We start from the raw sequence: 19,725 nt of genomic DNA on the forward strand, positions 1-19,725 counted from the left end.
CTCCAAAATATCAAAAAGCCTCGGTCTGGGACGCTTTGTACAAACGTCCGTGCCGAGGCTTCTTTATTATCTGTCTTTAGCTTGCTTCTTCCAATTCTTCCATGTTCTTCTCTCCTTTTTCTTGTAATTCTTCATCAGCTTCTTCCAGTGACGACTCTTCTTCAGATCCTTCATCTTGTTCTTGCGTCTGCGGCTTTCCAGTCATAATAAGCTGCATACGTTCTTCATTTTCAGTTTCTCCAATTTCATTTTCAGCCACTGCTACAAGGAAATGGTTGCCGTTTTGTAAATCGAGTGTCACTTCGTATCTTCCTTCCTCGTTTGACTCGACTGAGGTTAATAGCATAAGTCTTTGTCCCCTTTGTTCATAAACATGAACTGTTGTCTGCGGGTCTGCTGTTCCTTTAACGGTAACTGGGCTTTCATTTGTACGAAGCTTTGTATCATCCCAAATTGGTGCTGATGGAGCTTCCGGTTCTTCAATTTCAGTTTCTGCTTCCATCACCCACTCTAAAGCTTCTACAAACAACTGACGGCCATCTTCGGTCCAGCCGTATTCAGGTCCAATCATGTTAGTAACAGCAAAGCTCGATAAGAATACGTGGAGATGCTCTTCTCCTCTAAAGTCATAAGCGAGGGCATCGCCTTTCTCCTCTTCATCTACAACGAGCTGACCGATAACTTCCCCTGGCATGTCTGTATAAGTCGCATATGGACTTGTCTCGCTGTGAATGCGAATGGCTTCACCCTCAAAAGCTTCAAAAATCGGATGTTCGGATGAAGCATTCAAGTAAACAGCCCCTTGATCGTAACCGTGCTGGTCAAGACTAGGCGCCCCATACACATCTTTATAAAGTGCCATTGACCCTTCACCAACTCCGTAAGTACCTAAGAATATGAGGCTGACAGCAGCTTCATCAGCCGCATCAACTAACACTTCCAATTCCGACTCTGAACCTTGATTTGTGTTGACAATGACCGTGTTGTATGCGGATAAATCACTTGCTACGTCCCAATCACGCTCTTCGACGAACAGTTCATGGCCGGCTAAGAAATCGGACAATGCATGATTGACATCCCCGATAACCGCCAATTCGTAAGGGTGTAACCCGATATTTACTTCGACATCTTCCCCGTCGATCATTACTTCCTCATGAACAGACACATAGCCGTCACGTTCTACGACCACTTCATACTCACCGTCCCACAGGTCGGAAAATACGTATTCGCCATTCTCGTCTGTCACAACTTCATCGATGCTTTCATCATCATCCAGTGATCGGAGTAAAACACTAGCTCCGTTTACCTCTTCTTCTGTTTCACTATTAAACACCTGCCCGGTAATCGCTGCCCCTTCCAGCTCCTCCAGGACAATCTCTACTTCTACCGTATCACCTACATTTTCAACGGTTACTTCCTTTTGAGCCGTTTCATAGCCTCGTTCTCTCACTTCAAGTGTATACGTGCCTTCACCGATACCAAAACGGAATTGGCCATTACTTCCAGTAGACAGTTGCATATCATTTTCTAAAATAGCCACTGAAGCGCCTATTACAGGCTCGCCTCGTTCATCAGTAACAGTTCCAGTAATTTCTCCTAAGCTGGCTGAAGCCGCCCAGTCAATCGCGTTAAGGTATAGCTGGCGACCCCCATCTGTCCAACGGGTTTCTGGTGCACCGTAAGTGCTTGCTGCGAAGCCACCCATCAACAGGTGCACACTATTCGCAGTACGATGATCAAAGCCGATTCCGTGCCCTAACACTCCTTCTTCTGCGTGAGAAAGCGATCCAATCGTCGTACCACTATAGTTTTCATAAACAGAATACTGCTGGTTGCTCGTTCCGTTATTTAAAATGTCAATGGTATCACCGACATCGTACCCGCTAAATATCGGATGATTCTCTTCTATAGTGACTTCGATCGTACTGCTTTCAAATCCTTGATGTACATTTTCCGGGTCCCCGTAAACACTTACAAGGTCACGAATCGTTCCACCACCGAATTGGGAGGGGAATAAAATACTTGTTTCTGTTTCATCAGCCTTATCAACAAAAGCTTCAAAGTCATCATTAGACATCGATGTGTGTTTATCATTAAAAATAACTAATGCATAGTCCTCCAGCTGATCCTGAAGCTCCCGATAGTCTGCGTTATTGTAATGCTCTGTCATATAACCTTCTTCCTCTAAAAATCCATTGAGTCGATTAAAGTTCGTTGGATTAGATAGAATGGCTATCGCTTCAGAGTCACTCATTGAAACCGTGACATCGGTCTCCTCATCAGCTGTAACCGTCACACCAGTCAGCTGTTCAGGAGCAAAGCCGGTTGCAGTTACCCTCAAGTCGTATTCCCCTTCAGGCAGCGATAAACTAAAGCTTCCGTCTTCATCTGATGTCACTTGACGTGGTGTCCCGAGAACTTGGACTGTAGCACCGTCCACCACTTCACCAGACTCCGCAGCGGTGATTTGTCCAGAGAGTAATCCTGCATTTTGAGATTGAATAACAAAGGTTTGTTCTAAATGTTCACCGTTTTCAATTGACACAGTCACCGTTTCATTCTCATGGCCGTATGCCGTAAAGGTCAATTCATATGTTCCATCTTCAAGACCGAGGAAAAAGTGTCCATCCTCATCGGTCGGAATAGTTTTTCCTGTTTCCTCAATCGTCACTTCGCCTGATACCGGCATATCCTGGTCATTCACAAGCGCACCGTGAAGTTCACCAACTAATGCTTCATCCATTTCGAGTGCCCATGTGATCGCATTGTTAAAGATCGTTTCGCGGCTCTCGTCAAATTCAGAAATAGCTGGGTTCCATGAATGACTGAAGGTCATATTAGCTAGTAAAATCTCAACAGAGTCAGCGGTCCTCCCTTTGTAGCCAACCATCGCCCCGACTCTTTCGTCTTCAGCATCCAAAACATCGGCAATAGTCGCTCCACTGTAATCGTCAAAGGTGTAATAGTAATTTGATCGTGCATTTAATTCAAAGGCTTCACTCTTGGATAACCCTTCAACTAAAGGATGATCCTCGAAAACAATCCCCTGCATACCTGCTTGAGATCCACCAGTCACTTCACCAGGATCCCCTTCATATTGCTCGAGAAAACGAATACTTCCCCTTCCACCATGCTGACCTGTCCAAATTACTGGTGTTCTTGATGCATCCAATTCACTTAAGAACGATTTGAATACCTCTTCTGATGGAATTAAATCGTTATTAAAGTCAGAGTTCGCAATCACGACATCCACTTCACTTAATTGATCTGTTTCATCATAGAAGAAATGCTCAACGAGATAGCCTCTCTCCGAAAGGTATTCTTCTAAAGAAACCGCACTCGATGATGTCGTATCAACAATGACCCCAATTGTTGGAGAAGGTTTTAAGTCAAGCTGAAGCTGTTTATCCTCAGAAGGTGAAAGCTCCACACTTAACTCTCTCATTACAAATCCATCCGCTTCAATAACAAGATCATAGTCTCCTGGCATAATTCGCGATAATTCGTAGCTGCCGTTCTCACTACTTGTCGTTTCACGTGGAACATTGACGAGGTCGATATGGGCATCTTCAATAGCTTGACCACTCGATTCATCAACAATCACACCAGAAATGCTTGCAACGTCGGTAGAAACGTCCATCTCAACTGTAAATGGCTCCGCTTCTTCACTTACGTCCACCTCTTGAACCACCGTATCATAACCGTAGGCACTGATTTCAATGTCATACGTCCCTTCGTTCATCGCGATTGAAAATGCGCCTGTTTCAGGATCGGTTTCTGTTCCAAATTCTTTCCCCACAACTTCCACAGAAGCTAATAATGGTTCACCATCTGTGTCAGTAACGGTTCCTTCGAGCGTCTCAAACCGTTCATACGCAGCCCAAATCATCGTCTGAGTTAATAGATTTTTCGCTTCGTCTGTGTAATGATCGGCATGATGGGTAAAAGAAAATCCATGGCCTGACATTAACACCTCCACACTGTTGGCCGTTCGTGGTTTGTACGCCATTCCTAAACCGTGAGTACCATCATGATCTTCATGCTTGATATCAGCTAACGGATACCCGCTGTATTCATCAAAAAATGCGATTGAACTTCGCGATGGGAGAAGAAGCTCGATAAAATCCTCCGCCTCTCGCCCGTTAAAAATCGGATGCTCTTCATTTACGACATAGCCCGCAGCAGAGCTAGTATCTCGTACTTGTTCTCGAACGGCAGGGTCTCCTCTGCGTTCTTTAAGCTGGTTCAAGCCTGATTGTGTCCAATAGGTATCACCAAACACAAGGCTCGTTTCGTGTTCGTCTGCCATTTGTAAAAACTCATCAAGCCTCTCCTGCGCCGGATTTCCTGAAATTTCATTCACAAAAATCACATCATAGTCTCCGATTTGATCAATGGCTTCATTGATGTCCAAGTCGTCAACCTCAACGCCTTTTTCGGAAAATACGGCTTGGAAGTTGTACGAAGCGCTAAAATAATCACCGATAACTGCCATCTTAGGAACAGGATAGAGCTTTACCGAAAGTTCTTCATCTAACCGTGTTAAGTCGACTGTTTCTTCATGTGTAAAATAATCTTCTTTTTCAAAGGTGAGTGTGTACTGTTCCCCCGTTAAATCAGAGAACGTAAAGCGGCCATTCGACCCGGTCAAACGTTCTTCTACTGTCTCCGCTTCTTCATCCAAAAGCGTCACTTTCACTTCATCCATCGCTTGATTCGTTTGCCCATTAGTTACTGAACCTACGATACTTGTACCGTCACTTCCCCCAAGAACAACTTCAATTTCTGAAGATTCTCCGTTTGTAAAGGTAACTTCTTCAGTCACTGCATCGTATCCAGAAGCCCGCGCTTCAAGGGTATATGTTCCTTCATCATGATAGACGCTAAACTGCATGTCATCTCCAGCTTCTGCAGCCGTAAAGGTCACCCCAGTTTCTATAATTTCAAACTGAGCTTCTACCGGTTCTCCAGTTTCATTTTCGACTGTACCATGTAGCTGGCCAAATTCTGTATTTAACAGAAAATCAATGCCGTTAAAGAAAATATCTTGCTGCTCAGATAACCACCCTTGAAGTGGTGAAATCCATGGTGCCGCACCATGACTTGCGAGGAGTAAATGAGCACTGTCTTCAGAAACCGCTTGATAAGCAACGCCAGAGCCCATAAAACCTTGAGATGTACTTCCAACACTCGCTAAGTGACGCCCTGAATAGTTATTAAACCAAGCAAAATCACCTGTGCGATCATACACGGTAAAACGATCACCAGCTTCATAGCCTTCAAAAATGGGGTGTTCTTCATCAACTTGAATACGAACACTTCCTGACCCAAAGTGGTGAGCAATTTCTTTCGGGTTCCCCAGATAGTTCGTTAGCTGACGGATCGACCCATAGTTGCCTCCCCAAGCGTCTACAAACACGATGCTTACGTCATGATCTTTTGCCGTATCTACAAGCTCCGTGAAAGTTTCTTCATCAGGCTGCCATCCGCCTGATCCATACGCACCATTCAATAGCAAAATCTCGTATTCTCCTATATCATCGACCACATCCCACTCCCGTTCTTCAGCTGTATAGCCGTTCACGTTAAGCGTCGTCGTCATTTCAGATTCATAGTCATTTAACACAGCAATATCGATCGGCTGAAGTGAAAGCGTCACTTCTGTCTCCTCTTCTGCCGTAATCAGTACTTCTTCTTGTTTTTGTACAAACCCTCCGTATGAAGCAGTTAATTCATATGTCCCTTCATACATACTATCAACCTGAAACACACCTTCCTCATTGGTGTCACCTTCAATGGATGTATCGCCAAAAGAAAGCTCGACTCCTTCCAGTGTATTTCCGGACCTATCATCGACGACCGTCACGGTAATCGATCCAGCACCCGCTTCCGATAACGTGAAGGTACGCTCTTCTTCATAACCAGAAATAAAAGTCACTATTTCTTCATGCTGCTGATAACCATATTCACCAACTCGGACGGTATACTCACCGGGCTCATGCTCCAATCGAAAATTCCCATCTTCATCTGCTTCCGCTTTTTTACCTGTATCTGTCACAAGCGCAAAGCCTTCGATCGGATCTCCAGAGTTATCTACGACATCTCCAGACAACACACCTGGTGCATCATAGCTGTAAATACCTGATCGGTGCGGAACTAATAATTTTCCTGATGTAACAGCGATTCCCGATGTACTGTAATCAGAAAGCGTCGTTTCATAAATACGCTCACCAGTGCGTACATCCAAGCCGTATAAAATACCGTTTGTATTCGCAATGTATAGCGTCCCGTCTGCTGTCACTGCGCCGTTATGCAAGGTCGTGCCGACATCACGATTCACCCAAATCTCATCTCCGGTTTCTAGGTCAAACGCGCGAACGACCGGTTGAGCCGCAGAACCAATTAAGACAAGATCTTGATAAACAATGGGTGACCCTGCTTGTGTGTCACCAACTGAACTGTTTTGCCAGCTCACATCACCAGAGTCAGCTTCAATGACGTAAAGCGCTCCTTGTCCGTTTCCAAAATTCGTACTTGCTACATAAAGATACCCATCTTCATAAACAGGCCGTGATGCAAACCCTTGATTGTCTAATGTGATTTGCCAAACCTCCTCTCCATCTTCTAACGAGAGTGCTCTTAGCGTCCGGTTATCATAGCTGCCGATATACAACAGCCCTTCTCCGATACTTCCTCCAAAATATGATGGTGCACCTAAAGACTGCTGCCATTGAACTGATCCCGTCTCTGCGTCTAAAGCAGTCACAGCAGCATCATCAGATAACCCTGAACTTACATAAACCGTCCCGTTATCGTATAACGGAGATTCATAAATTGCTGGGGATCCAACATCTACGCTCCACAGCACTCGTCCAGTTGAGAGTTCTAACGCATATACATGACCATCATTGCCTCCGGATAAATAAACCACTCCCTCTTCAATCGTTGGAGATGAGCGATTCGTGTTACCGATTCTTACACTCCACGTTTCATCACCCGTTCGTTTATCTAACGCCGTAATCCAGCCTCGGTCAGTCACAAATACGACTACACCTTCTCCAACTGCCGGAGTGGAAAAAAGAATCTGACCTTTAGATTCATTGTCATAGCTCCACGCTTCTGACAAACTTTCTGCGTCAACAGCATGACTAGAAACTGCATTTCGACTAGGATTATTATTCGCCGTTTTCCAATCCCGCTCAGCAGTGGAATCTGCTGTGTCTACAACAACCTCCATTTCCTCATCACTATTCAGTGTCACTTCTACTATTTCTCCTGCGATCCCTTCTCCACTTACATGAAGAACATAGTTATTTGCAGGTAAGTCATTGATTGCAAATTCCCCGGCCTGATCGGTCCTCACTGCCGATAAAGGTGTATCCTCAACCCTGATATAGGCAAAAGATACCGGCTCTCCTTCTGTTGTCACGACCGACCCGGACAACGTGTGGCGAGGGGAAGTTTCTAGCGTAAACGAGACCTCCGTTTCTTCTCCTTCAACGATTGTCACTTCTGTCTCTAACGTTTCATAACCGAAACTTTCCACTCGAACATCGTGTGTACCCTCTCGCAAACTAAACGAAAACTGGCCTGTTTCTCCCACTTCATATTCAATCGATTCGGAAGGAATATGTACGGCCCCTTCAATTGAAGCACCCTCTTCATCTGATAAGGTTCCCGTTAACTGACCAGCAAACGAAGCCTCGGTAACCGCTTGATATATATTGATAATCCCATGCCCGTATAAATCATTTGGCAATGTCCCCATATGCCCTTCTGTACGAGCGGTTTCCTCTAATAGCTCAGCTACTTCGTCTAATGAAAGCTCTGGCTTCGCTTGCAATAAAAGGGCAATAGCGCCTGCAACATGCGGGGTCGCCATCGATGTCCCGCTGATTGTATTGTACGTCCCTTCTCCAAGAACTTCCGGCCACGCTGAGTAAATCTCATGACCCGGAGCCGAAACTTCCGGTTTTAAATAGCGCGTACGCTCACCATCCTCGTTATCCCAGAACACCGGTCCACGACTTGAAAAACTAGCGATTTGATCATTTACGTCAGTCGCCCCGATCGCAAACGATTCAGGAAAGCTTGCCGGTGAACCGATTGTTTCCGAACCTGGCCCACTGTTTCCAGCAGCAAACAACGGAAAAATCCCAGCCGCAACCCACGCTTGAACACCTTCGTAAAAATCCATGTTATACGTATTTGCATTTCCCCATGAATTGTTCACTACATGAGGGGCCATTTCTGGATCTCCTCCAGGTGCCATAAACCACTCAAACGCCGCATGAATCGCAGAGGTCGTTGTCGCCCCTGCATCGTTAAATATCTTCGCTGCAATCCATTCAGCTTCAGGTGCAACCCCAACAGGCTCGCCGGAGCCACCACCAACAGCAGATCCAGCTACGTGCGTTCCGTGCCCATTTCCATCTTGAGGTGTACCATACCCTTGTCCTGAAAAGTCCTCCCACGAATACGTATGATCTCCATCACGACCTCGGTAATTATGCTTTAACGCTTCATGGTCGCCTTCAACACCGGTATCCATAATCCCAACGACAATCCCATCACCTTTAAGGCCATACTCCCCCCACACTTGAGGAGCGTTGATCTTCTCTAACCCCCATTCCGGCAAACGTGGCTCAGAGTCCTCAACGGTAATTTCCGGTAATTCAATCTCCCGGTCCAACGTGATTCTGTCAACATCTTCACGGCTTTGCAACTCCTTTAACCCAACTTCAGTTACCGTAGCCGCAACCCCGTTAATAATCCAATATGACTGCTTCACTTCAGCATCCCCGCGCTCTTCCAATGCCTGAAAAGCTCGTTCAATCCCTTGCTGAGACGCTTCAGCATTCGCTTTTAACTTTTCCTGAACAAACCCAATTCGCTCCGAGCGCGAATCCAACCCGCGGGCTTGCACATATAGTTTCTCAAGCTCTGGCTCTTCTGAATCCTTTAAGCGAACGATGACATCCACCGTCTCGCTCTCCTTTAACGTATCAACTACGTCATTTTCAACATTCTCAGACATATCGCTATCATCAAAGTCCGGAACTTCAACCCCAAGCCCCGATAAAACCGTAGCCAATTCATCCTCCTCTACAGCATCCTCTTCTTCACTACCATCTAAAAAAGCAGCCTCCCTTTCTTTTTCCAACTCCTCGTCTTCAACCTGTAAATCGACAACCTCTTCCCGCTCAGCCCCTGCCAAACTAGGAAATAACGTAGAAAATGTAAGTAAAAATGCCAAAAATACAAGCGTAAGCTTTCTTAACCCATCTCCCATTCTAAAAGGCAACCCCCTTATTTCATCGTTACGTTAACAATTAAGGAAAAAAAGACGATCCCCTTTAAAATTCTGATTATTCTGGTAAAAATAAGACTGTAGCAATGGGAGAGGTGTCGAATTTTAAGAAATGACTAAATTCCGCAGCACGCCTTCCCCTCCATTCGACCTAACTGTCTCTACAAACAGTAAAAACAAATATAGACCTAGAACTATATTTATAGTTACCTCGTCGTTTACCTGGTTTGTCCAACAATCTATGATTCGGCTATACTAGAAAAAATAACGTTCACTGATAGGGGATGTTCAAAAAGTCCGCTAAAAATAGCTGTCGTATCTCTTCGTTGGCTTGTTTCTCGCTCCTCACGTATTAACACCATACGCTCTGGTGCTCAAAAACTTCGCCGCCTCGACCTACTCGGCTCTTTTTATGCTCCTTTTTGAACACGCACTGATAGGAGTAGATCAAATGAGCCAAACGAAGAAAGATATTCGCGAAAAAGTTTGGGGAAACATGGAGAAAGGAAAAGTCGGTCGTTTCCCGTTTCCTTTGAAAGGTCGGATCCCAAATTTCAAAGGAGCCGAAGCTGCAGCCAAACACATTTTTCAACTGAATGTTTATAAAGAAGCACACGTCGTCAAAGTTAATCCTGACTCACCGCAACTACCGATACGTACCCAAGTACTTAAAGACGGGAAAATATTATTAGTCCCCACACCACGATTAAAAGACGGATTCATTCAAGTCGACCCTGCCAATGTCCCGCCTGGCGAAGAACGAAAAGCCGCCAGCCTAAAGCATATTCACTCCTACGGTAAGGTGACTCCACTTGCTGCGTTACCAAAAATCGACCTCCTCCTCGTTGGGTCTGTTGCTTTACATCGAGATGGGCGACGCCTCGGTAAAGGTGAGGGGTACGCTGATCGTGAGTATGCCATTCTAAAAGAACTTGGAAACCCTGAAATCCCGGTCATAGGTACCGTCCACTCAATCCAAGTCGTTAACGATGATTTGCCACGGGATGAATATGACTTAGTTGTCGATTATATTGCGACAGAAGACGAATGCTTTCAAACGAATTCTCCATACGAAAAGCCAAAAGGTTTTATTCCGAAGGCGCGTGAAGCTCTTGATCCCATACGACATCCTTTTGATGACTTTTGTTGTGTTATTCATGCCTTCAATAAGGATACATGAAAGATATGAAGAGATTTTAACATCTGACTGGACACCTGATGAAAAGGACAGGCAGTTTTCCTCACTTATTAGTGAGATGGAAAGGAATTATTCCATTCCTATGAAAAGAGACGAAAAATGGGGAAAAAGAAAATCGGAAAGTGATTGCCCTTTACCGTAAGATTTCCCGAAGCAGAAGCTGACAGTTTTATAGCAGTGTGTCTTAACAATGGGAAATGCAAAAAAACAAGCCGGAATAGGCCTGTTTTTTTGCATTTTTGTTTTTATTATCACTCTGGTTTATGGTGTTCCGGAATATGGTCAGGGAACTCAAAACCGGGTATTCCGTGGTGCTCTGGGATGTGTTCCGGTAGACCGTCATCCAAGTCCGGTGGTGCAGGGAGATTCTCAAAAAGATATTCCCAAAAATCAGGACCTTTAGCCGTCCGGGTGTGATCAGAATCCAGGTCCTCGTCCGCGTGGGTCACCTGTTGTAACCCAAGGGAAGCTGCAAGCAGTGTAAGGGTTAAAACAGTCAAACTCAATGTTCTTTTCATATCTATTCGACTCCTTGTAAATTATTAAATAGTATTATTTCACGTATACGCTCCTCGACAATATCAACGAGCTTTTCATTTTTCTGTATATTAAATATAAAAGAAGAGTTATTTAAGAACTCCAGTGCATCGTTATATTTATTCAGCTGCGAAAGATTAAATCCGGATTGATAGTAGCATTCTACCAGGAGGTACATAGATTTTCTTTGTATATTAATTGTAATGGCTTGATTACTGTAAAAAAGCGAATCGCTATAAAGCTCAAGATGAGTTAAGGACTGGGAAAGACCGAATAATATCTTTACTTCAATGTCCCGGCTGATCGTCCCCTTACGACGAGATCCCTGAAGGCATGAATGAAAGAGATCCAGTGCTTCTTCATGCTTTTTTTCCTGAGCCAGGATAATGGCATAACTGTTTTCAATTTCCGAGACCTGCAGATGCTGACTGTCTGTCAATGCCAGTGCCTCCATTAATAATCTTTCCGCGCTGAAAAAATCATTGTCTACGTAATACAAACATATAGCTTTATGCCACAGCAAAAATTGTTTTTCCTGACTCGTTTTCGATTCCATATCTACCATGGCGTTTTCAATTATAAGGCTGAGAGACTTGTAATCTCTCAGATCCTTAAGATTATCAACAATGGATTGGATATGTTTGAAAGTGGGATTCCCCTGTCTTTTATCATCGGTACCTATATTAAAGAAGTAATTCATATCAACACCAAGTTTTTTACTTATACCATAGAGAACAACCGCAGAAGGGGTTAATGCGCCTTTTTCAATGTGACTGACTTGAGCCTGGCTGCAGATTCCATTTGCCAGTTGAGCCTGTGTTAATTGATTTTTTGCTCTTGCCTCCCGGATCCTCTTTCCAATCAGCTCCATCTTACTTCCCCTTTCACACTCTGAAAGTGTAAAAAAATGTATCGTCAGTAAGATGATTATAGCAAAATATTGAAATTTCACTCAAACTAAGACTAGTGTGAGAAGGATAAATAATCCATTAGTACTAGTCTGATTGTTTCTTTACACCCCAGATAGTTAAATATTAGAAAAATGTAATGTTTTTACGACTTTTTGTAATATAAACTTTACTTAAAGTCGTTTATTTGTTACAATTACCTTATCTTAACCTAACTATGGAGGTAAAAAATGCTTTATAATCACATAAGCGTTTGGAGGGCTCATAAGAAATGGACTCAGGAACAGTTGGCCAAAGAAGTCGGTGTCAGTCGTCAAACCATTGTTGCTTTAGAGAAAGAAAAGTATAACCCCTCTCTGGAACTCGCTTTTAAAATATCAAATGCCCTTGAAAAATCAATTTTAGACGTTTTTGAATATAAGGAGGAAAACTAACATGGAAACGATTTTATCTGTAAGTGTGACGGTCCTTGCACTCCTGGTTATTGCTTCTGAAATGTACAAAATATCTTTTGAACGAAAAATAGAAGCTAAAGATGAAAGAGGGCAGTTGTTATTGCTCAGAGTTAAAAATTCCTCATATTATATTCTCGTCGTCGGCATAATCCTCGGTGCGATCCTGGTTAGAAGTGTCGAAGTACTTGCTCAGGAAGACTACATTTACTTCATTATGGTGGTATTTTTTATCCAAAGTATCGTCTCATCAGGTTATTTATTTTTGCTGCGGCGAGTGTAAAGGGGGAGGACGGTGTATACCGTCCTTTTTCTATTTAAACTACTGGTTTTTTTTACTCAAAGGCATTTCACAGCTGTCTTCTTCACAGCCACCTGTAGGAAAGATAGTACGGCGCTTGGCTATCCAGTCATAAACCGGCTGGCCAAGACCAATCATGGAAGAAAAGCTGAGCATGGGAACGAGAAACCATAGAAGAGGTACGTTTTTACAGATCCTGTTTATGCTGTTAATGCCTTCTTCCACGGTGTTCGTAGAGCGCTGGACGGAGTGAATTCGTTTTTCAAGGGAAGCAACTTCTACACCAAACTGCTTTGCGATCCCCGGCTCCCTGAAAGAAGTAAACGATACCCGGTCGCGCCAGTCGAGCTTTTTAAATGTTTGAATGCTTTTGTTACAAAACGGACACCAGCCGTCATATAAGACGATAATCGGACTTATTTGAGCACCGGCTGTCAGGTCGGCATCCGTTTTTCCCCGGCCGGTGAGTGCTGTTTGTTTGTTCTTAGTAAATTTCGCTCTTTTTTCTTTTACGAATTTAAAGAGAGATTTGTATTCATTGTCTTTTAGGAAAAGCATCTGATTTGCGATCATAATAAAAGAAAAAGTAAATAGCCCCATCACCACAGCAATTCCCAGGTGCATACTGATGACTCCCGCCATGGCGGCGTACCTGGTATACCGGTTTGTAAGCAGAAATGGATAAGCAAGCTGTACAACGATGGTGAAATATGCACCGATAACAAGCAACAGGTCAGAAGATAACACTAAATTCGCGAAAAATGGATGTGTAAATTCTTCAACCTGCAAAATGTAATAGATTGCCGTTCCGTTCTGCCAAAGCCCCCCCATCGCCTTGTGCAAGCCTGATGTAAAGTACATAATGCAGACTTGCGCCAGACAGGCAAGGATAGCAAGGTTATGTACAAGAACCCGTAATGAAAAGGCGTTCCTATCAACTGTTTTACTCTCTTTGTTTTCTTTTAGGTGAGAATCCACTGAAAAATAAGCAGCTGTAGTGGCAAAGATCAAATAGAACAGGAGGATCCGCGAGATGTTGCTGCCGCCGTCCAGTACCAACCCGTTTATCTCCATTAAAGACCACACAAAGATAAAGTTTAAAATGGCAGTCAGCCTGGTTTTAAATCCGACTGTGAATGCGACAGCCACAAGAGTCCCGATATGGAACAAGATATCAAAGGCAAGGGGGGACGTATTTAATGAGTAGACAGAGAGGCTCTCATAAGGAGAGTATCCGACTACACCATTTGCGCCCCACAAAAAGTGACGCTGGGAGTAATGAATGGCATAGTTGTAAATGATGATAAATCCAAATGCAATTCGTAACAGGCTCGCTCCGATCAGCATATGTTTTATCCGGTACACAGACCTGATTTTTTCAATCATAATAATCACCTCTTTGCTTAGTACATCGGCAGAACCCCTTGCGATTCAACCCACTCCAAGTTGTAATGACTTTCTTTTAACACATAGTCCAGGTTTCCATTTTCAGAAAAAGGAACCGGCTGTATTTCAGTAATCAGTACTTGAAATTCAATGATATCCTCTTCAGGGAAAATGCTGCTTAAATGAGCTTCAGCAAAACGGTTTATGATATCAATGGATCTTTCCTGGAGCTCTTCCTGCTGGGCATTTTCCAATAAATCTTCGTATCCTTCTTCCTCTAACTCCCCGCGATCAATCTTTCTTAGAATTTCTCTTACTGCATCATCCTGGTAGTTTGGGAGCTGCCAGGCCCCTCTTGGGATTCGGAGCATCGCATTATACGGGGTAAACCGGTTTTGATAGTTTTTATCTACCATATAGTTAATCAGGTCGATCCACTCTGTTTCCCGGTCTCCTAATTTCGCTTTCACATGAAAGTGAGTTGTTGTTGTGACGGGGTCAGGGGCAAACAGTCGCCAATTTTGTTCAAACAGTGGATTCATATACGTATTGATAACCGGTTGATTCTTTGCCTGAACAGGATTGGAGGGGCTGTTATAGAGTAATGTTATTGAAAAATGGCTGACGAACAGGGTACACAGAAAAACACCAATAATTTTTTTTATCAAGATAATCCCCTGCCTTACTGATCAAAGGTTTTAACAATCTCTTCATAACTGTAAAGAAGATCGGATTCGGAGTATGCTCCGAAAACCTTATCCCCAATGTACTTTCCAACCTGTTTGCCCAGGAACGTGGCAATAAAATTATCAGGTGTAATTTCCTCTGACGTTTGGAAGGATGCAATATTAAAATGCTCTTCATCCACAACGGGCTCAGCAGTGGCCGAGCTGTATGTCGCACTGCCCAGAATCATTGTTAAAGCCAAAGCCGAAGAGGCGATTTTCTTCATCTCGGACTCCTCCTAATTTAAGTTACTAGCATGCAGGAGATTTTCCTGCATGCTAGATGGGTTTTACTGGTCAAAGGCTTTCTTTACGTCTTCATAATCATAAACATCATCATTGCTTGAAGGGCCACTCGCGGCATTGTAGCCAATAGCAAACCCCAACCCGCTTACAGCTGCCCGTCCAAGAGCTGCCCATACTTGAGGTTCATACTCGTCCTGAACGTGAACCTTGGTGGTATAGATAGATTTTTCTTCAATATCTGATGCGCTTACAGTCGTCGAGCTGTATGTAGCTCCTCCAAATAAAACCGTTAACGCTAACGCTGAAGATGCAACCTTCTTTTTCATCCTGAATTCCTCCTTTTCCTTTAAAGGTCAAAAGCTGTTTTCATCTTTTCATATTCGATAGCAGCCTTTAATTCGAGAGACTGACCGGAATGAAAGATCAGCTGATGAGACGGCGGACCGGTTATAAATGAATACATTGTAGGAGTAGCACCGGTTTCATAGTCTTCCTGAATGACAGGGACAGACCCTTCGGTTTCAGGTGCGGATCCGAAAGCAGCGGAGCTGTACGTTGCTCCTCCCAAAACAATTGTCATAGCCATAGCTGTTGAGATGACCTTTTTTTTCATTTGATTCACCCTTACTTCCGGGAATTAAAGGTCAAAAGCGGATTTAACCTTTTCATAATCGGCTTCAGCGGTTGAAGAGCTACTTCCGATGGCATTTTCACCAACAGCCCAGCCAACGCCCCAGGCAACACCGCGTCCAAGAGCTGCCCAGAATTCCGGCTGAACATCCTCTTGAATTTCCACCTGTGAAAGCTCAATGGACTTTTCCTCAACGTCCGCTGTTCCGGCAGCAGCAGAGCTATACGTAGCTCCTCCAAACAACATTGTGACAGCAAGTGCAGATGTTACGATTCCTTTTTTCATGAAAGATCCCTCCTAAAAATAATTGTTAAAAAAGTCCATGGTTACTTTTTAACAATTATGAGTATACCAAATATTCTTTCTATATTATGGGAAATTAGAGAACTGTAACCAAAAATAAAACTATAAAACAATCTAAATACCTTATTAGAACCCTAATAATTTATGCCGCTCCGTTATAAAACAACGGTGAACCCAGCCGGTTTTTAAGTGTTTTCAGCTTGTTTATGAGGTGATTGAAACTATGTAATGTCATATATTTCATTCTTTTTGTTAAATTAACTTTACAAAAAGTCGTTTATTTATTACAATGTCTATAAATTAATGGTTTTAAATGGAATATACGCCTTTGTGTGGAAAAACTTTAAGAGAGAAGGGGAAAAATGAAAAGCCTAGCATTTTTACTTAATCGGAAGATCGTTGTCGGGTTATTTTCCATACTGATTGTATTAACGGGGGTCTTCGCGTTTCGAAGTCTGGAACTGGAAATGATGCCTAATATCACGATGGATATTGCGGCAGTTCAGCTGGATGGGGGCGAGTTAAATGTTCTTGACATGGAATCGAGTGTAACCAGCCCGGTTGAGGAGTGGATCTCTCAGGTCGAAGGGATCGAGTCTTTCACATCGACGACGACACTCGGCCAGGCGAACCTTCAGCTGACGCTTACTGAAGGCGAAGGAGAAGAGGTCATAAAAGAGGTGGAGGTGGGCCTTTCACAACTTGTAAGTCAATTGACACCCCTTGAGGATGCACGTGCCTTTTTATTCACCACAACCAGCGGCAGCGATATGTTTTATGATTTTTACGGTGACGCGAGTATTGAAGAGTTGGGAGAATTAACGGAGAACGTAATCAAACCCCGTTTAATGGGGTTAACAGAAGTTGGGAATGTAAGCATTACGGGAGCTCCGGAATCAGAAGTGACGCTTACTTTTGATGAGGATGCGCTGGAGGAGGAAGGACTCAGTATACGAACGATCACACAGCACTTGACGGAAGCGGAGAGAAGTGTGGCGATCGGCCGGCTGCCTGAAGAAGAGGGATCGCCGCGGTTAAGATGGAATCAGACGTTTGAGGATTTAAATGCTCTTGAGTCTTTTGAAATCCTTTCAGAAAACGGCATCAGTGAACTTGGAGATTACGCAGAGGTAAGTGTGGATGAAAGTGAAACACAAACAACAGCGTGGAAAGACGGGAGAAGTGATTTTATAAGTGTGTCGATTGACCGCTCTGACGATACGACACCTGTTGCTCTTGCCCGTACGGTCAGAACAGAAGTAGAAAAGATGAAAGAGGAAGGCATACTCGGGGAGGCTCAGTTACAGGAGTTTTTTGTGGCAGCGGATATGGTCTCGAATTCTCTTTCTGATATTCAAATCAATGTTGCAATCGGAGGTCTGTTGTCACTGGTTATTTTGTTTGCGTTTCTGCGAAACGTAAAAGCTACATCTATTATTGCTGTATCGATCCCGCTCTCGATTTTACTGACCCTCACTTTTATGTACGTTTTTGGGTACAGCTTAAATATTATTACCCTGATCGCCCTTGGGTTGGGGATAGGAATGATGGTAGATTCAACTGTTGTGATTTTAGAGTCTATATACCGGAAACTCCAAGCTGGATATGAACGGACAGAGGCTGTACTCCAGGGTACAAAAGAGGTAAGCACGGCTGTTATTTCTTCCATGTTAACGACAGTAGTTGTATTTTTACCGATCGGGATTTTAAGTGGCGATTTAGGAAAGTTTATCCTTGCCTTATCCGTCGTTATTGTTCTGACTTTACTTAGTTCATGTCTCGTGTCATTTACGCTTATCCCGGTTCTTGCAGCCAAAATATTAAAACACCGTGATAGAAGAACAAAAATGAAAGAAAGCAGGATCACTAAAACATACGGTTTGTTCATAGAATGGATGACTTTCCGAAAATGGCGCTATTGGACGGTATCCACAGGATTCTTCTTTATCTTTATTACATCTTTTGTGTTAATTCCATTCATTCCTACCAGCGTTATTCCAGATTTGTTGGACAGACAGTCGGAAATCATTATTGATCTGGAGAATGATGTCACTCAAGAAGAGGTAGAAGAAATTGCAGAGGCGATCCACCTGGGCTTAACGGATGTACCGGATGTGGATAATTATAGCGTGCTGACACTTGATGAAAAAAGTCTTTATGTTTTAATTAACATGACACGTGACGACGCTGTAACCCTTCCGCAGGGGGACGTAAACAAAGCAGTCATGGATCATCTGGAGACGTTGGAATCGGATTACCCGGTTGACACAGTTGCTTTTGCCGTTGATGCCGGCAGCGGCGGACATCCAATTGCTGTTCGAATTCAAGGTGAAGATCTTTCCGGTCTTCAATCCATTGCCATAGATTTGGAAGATGAGCTAAAGGGGGTTGAAGGAATTTCAGGTCTTCACCACTCCATGGGTGATTTTGAGGTAGAAACAATCGTGGTACCAAATAAAGAGGCCTTGAGTGACTATAACCTGAGCACAAATGAACTCTATCCCATCCTGGAAGATCAATTTTACAATTTTAACGGCTTCACATTAAACATAGGCGGAAATGAAATGCCTGTATACTACGCTAATCATACATCGATTCAAAGCAGTGAAGAACTTTTAGAAACAACTATTAACACTTCAGAAGGGAATGTGGAGATAGGTGAGTTTATTTCTTTAGAAAATGAAGAAGTGCCAGAGACCATCAGCCGAAGGGACGGAGAGCATGTTGTTACTCTTATGGCGGGTCTTGAAGGTAGGGATTTGGGATCGGTCTCTTCTGATATAAAGGAAATCCTTGATTCCTATGAAATGCCGGCAGGGTATGGGTACTCTTTTGGAGGGGAGATTGAACATCAGCAGGATATGTTTATAGAGCTTTTCTATATTTTTGTTCTCTCTGTTCTTCTTGTATATCTGGTGCTGGCAATTCAATTTAATCATCTCATTCATCCACTGGTGGTAATGTCTCTAGTTCCTTTTGCCATTACCGGGGCTTTACTCGGGCTGTTTATTACCCAAATGGATTTGAACCTCATGTCAGCTATGGGAATTATTATACTAATGGGGATTGTGCTAAATAACTCCGTGTTATTTATCGATCGGACGAAACAATTAAGGCAGGGAGGAATGAACAGAGCAAAGGCACTTGAAGAAGCGGGTAAAAACCGTATGAGACCTATTTTTATGACTACTTTTGCTACTGCAGCGGCAATGCTTCCTCTTGCGATAGCCACAGGAAGTTCAAGCAGCTTCCAGGTCCCGCTGGCTGTGGTCATTATCTTTGGCCTACTGTTTTCAACCCTTATTACTTTGTTTTTGGTCCCTGCGGTTTACATGATTATGGAGGATATCATTGGATGGCCAAAGCGATTCTTTAACCGAAAACGCCAAAAAGGAAACCAAAGTGAGATGGAAAACATGAAACATACTGGTTAGACCTCAATAACGCCCCTATCACGTATGTAACAGGGGCGTTCATGTATCCTTATGTTGGACTTTAAAGCATTAATCGTTTAATAGGTAACGGGGCTTTCCTATATCAGGGATATTCTGTGTAGTTATATCATTATTAATAGCAAAGCCTAGTAGAGCCCAACAGGAATATGTTGGTTATCTTCATAATACAGATGAGTTCATGAAGAAGGAGTCCGCAGCTAAGTAAACCAGTTAAAAAGAATGAAAATTCAAGTGTACTTGAAAATCAATAAGGAATAAAAGCCTCCCCTTATA

General features: G+C 43.4%; 12 protein-coding genes and 1 pseudogene. 4 read left to right on the plus strand and 9 right to left on the minus strand.

Features of this window, described 5'->3' with window-relative positions; genetic code table 11:
* Positions 1-76: 76 nt before the first annotated feature.
* On the minus strand, positions 77-9,292 hold the full coding sequence (locus tag CDZ94_RS13250) for a carboxypeptidase regulatory-like domain-containing protein (RefSeq protein ID WP_096437796.1): 9,216 nt from the start codon (positions 9,290-9,292) through the stop codon (positions 77-79).
* 469 nt (positions 9,293-9,761) lie between these two features.
* On the opposite strand from CDZ94_RS13250, the pseudogene CDZ94_RS13255 reads away from it, so the two are divergent.
* Positions 9,762-10,397: pseudogene (locus CDZ94_RS13255) on the plus strand (5-formyltetrahydrofolate cyclo-ligase); the annotation flags it as partial.
* Between the two features lie 362 nt (positions 10,398-10,759).
* Here CDZ94_RS13255 and CDZ94_RS13260 read toward each other — a convergent pair.
* Positions 10,760-11,026: a hypothetical protein gene (locus CDZ94_RS13260; protein ID WP_096437800.1), complete on the minus strand. Its 267-nt coding sequence runs from the start codon at positions 11,024-11,026 to the stop codon at positions 10,760-10,762.
* A 2-nt stretch (positions 11,027-11,028) separates the two neighbouring features.
* Complete coding sequence (locus CDZ94_RS13265; protein ID WP_096437802.1) at positions 11,029-11,916, minus strand: helix-turn-helix domain-containing protein; 888 nt, start codon at positions 11,914-11,916, stop codon at positions 11,029-11,031.
* A 267-nt stretch (positions 11,917-12,183) separates the two neighbouring features.
* On the opposite strand from CDZ94_RS13265, the gene CDZ94_RS13270 reads away from it, so the two are divergent.
* Both CDZ94_RS13270 and CDZ94_RS13275 read left to right on the plus strand, forming a co-directional pair.
* Positions 12,184-12,387 (plus strand): helix-turn-helix transcriptional regulator, encoded by a 204-nt coding sequence (locus CDZ94_RS13270; protein WP_096437804.1) that lies wholly within the window; start codon positions 12,184-12,186, stop codon positions 12,385-12,387.
* 1 nt (position 12,388) lies between these two features.
* On the plus strand, positions 12,389-12,688 hold the full coding sequence (locus CDZ94_RS13275) for a hypothetical protein (RefSeq protein WP_096437806.1): 300 nt from the start codon (positions 12,389-12,391) through the stop codon (positions 12,686-12,688).
* Positions 12,689-12,727: 39 nt separating this feature from the next.
* On the opposite strand, the gene CDZ94_RS13280 is transcribed toward CDZ94_RS13275, so the two are convergent.
* The 6 genes from CDZ94_RS13280 to CDZ94_RS13305 form a co-directional block, all read right to left on the minus strand.
* A complete protein-coding gene (locus CDZ94_RS13280; protein WP_245415738.1) occupies positions 12,728-14,092 on the minus strand; it encodes a DCC1-like thiol-disulfide oxidoreductase family protein in 1,365 nt (454 codons plus the stop codon).
* A gap of 17 nt (positions 14,093-14,109) precedes the next feature.
* On the minus strand, positions 14,110-14,760 hold the full coding sequence (locus CDZ94_RS13285; protein ID WP_096437810.1) for a DUF5819 family protein: 651 nt from the start codon (positions 14,758-14,760) through the stop codon (positions 14,110-14,112).
* A 14-nt stretch (positions 14,761-14,774) separates the two neighbouring features.
* Positions 14,775-15,044, minus strand: a complete 270-nt coding sequence (locus CDZ94_RS13290) for a hypothetical protein (protein WP_096437812.1) — start codon at positions 15,042-15,044, stop codon at positions 14,775-14,777.
* 63 nt (positions 15,045-15,107) lie between these two features.
* Complete coding sequence (locus tag CDZ94_RS13295) at positions 15,108-15,389, minus strand: hypothetical protein (protein ID WP_096437814.1); 282 nt, start codon at positions 15,387-15,389, stop codon at positions 15,108-15,110.
* 20 nt (positions 15,390-15,409) lie between these two features.
* Positions 15,410-15,676: a hypothetical protein gene (locus tag CDZ94_RS13300; RefSeq protein ID WP_096437816.1), complete on the minus strand. Its 267-nt coding sequence runs from the start codon at positions 15,674-15,676 to the stop codon at positions 15,410-15,412.
* A gap of 24 nt (positions 15,677-15,700) precedes the next feature.
* Positions 15,701-15,979, minus strand: a complete 279-nt coding sequence (locus CDZ94_RS13305) for a hypothetical protein (RefSeq protein WP_096437818.1) — start codon at positions 15,977-15,979, stop codon at positions 15,701-15,703.
* Positions 15,980-16,359: 380 nt separating this feature from the next.
* Here CDZ94_RS13305 and CDZ94_RS13310 point away from each other — a divergent pair, with 380 nt between their 5' ends.
* The gene (locus tag CDZ94_RS13310) at positions 16,360-19,431 is read left to right on the plus strand and encodes an efflux RND transporter permease subunit (protein ID WP_096437820.1); all 3,072 of its coding nucleotides are present in this window, start codon (positions 16,360-16,362) and stop codon (positions 19,429-19,431) included.
* Positions 19,432-19,725 lie beyond the last annotated feature (294 nt).

Source organism: Alteribacter populi, assembly GCF_002352765.1.
GTDB lineage: Bacteria > Bacillota > Bacilli > Bacillales > Salisediminibacteriaceae > Alteribacter > Alteribacter populi.

Excerpts from the sequence above, each read along its gene's own strand:
- CDZ94_RS13250 (WP_096437796.1), bottom strand. The coding sequence starts at position 9,292 with ATGGGAGATGGGTTAAGAAAGCTTACGCTTGTATTTTTGGCATTTTTA.
- CDZ94_RS13260 (WP_096437800.1), bottom strand. The coding sequence starts at position 11,026 with ATGAAAAGAACATTGAGTTTGACTGTTTTAACCCTTACACTGCTTGCA.
- CDZ94_RS13265 (WP_096437802.1), bottom strand. The coding sequence starts at position 11,916 with ATGGAGCTGATTGGAAAGAGGATCCGGGAGGCAAGAGCAAAAAATCAA.
- CDZ94_RS13270 (WP_096437804.1), top strand. The coding sequence starts at position 12,184 with ATGCTTTATAATCACATAAGCGTTTGGAGGGCTCATAAGAAATGGACT.
- CDZ94_RS13275 (WP_096437806.1), top strand. The coding sequence starts at position 12,389 with ATGGAAACGATTTTATCTGTAAGTGTGACGGTCCTTGCACTCCTGGTT.
- CDZ94_RS13280 (WP_245415738.1), bottom strand. The coding sequence starts at position 14,092 with ATGATTGAAAAAATCAGGTCTGTGTACCGGATAAAACATATGCTGATC.
- CDZ94_RS13290 (WP_096437812.1), bottom strand. The coding sequence starts at position 15,044 with ATGAAGAAAATCGCCTCTTCGGCTTTGGCTTTAACAATGATTCTGGGC.
- CDZ94_RS13295 (WP_096437814.1), bottom strand. The coding sequence starts at position 15,389 with ATGAAAAAGAAGGTTGCATCTTCAGCGTTAGCGTTAACGGTTTTATTT.
- CDZ94_RS13300 (WP_096437816.1), bottom strand. The coding sequence starts at position 15,676 with ATGAAAAAAAAGGTCATCTCAACAGCTATGGCTATGACAATTGTTTTG.
- CDZ94_RS13305 (WP_096437818.1), bottom strand. The coding sequence starts at position 15,979 with ATGAAAAAAGGAATCGTAACATCTGCACTTGCTGTCACAATGTTGTTT.
- CDZ94_RS13310 (WP_096437820.1), top strand. The coding sequence starts at position 16,360 with ATGAAAAGCCTAGCATTTTTACTTAATCGGAAGATCGTTGTCGGGTTA.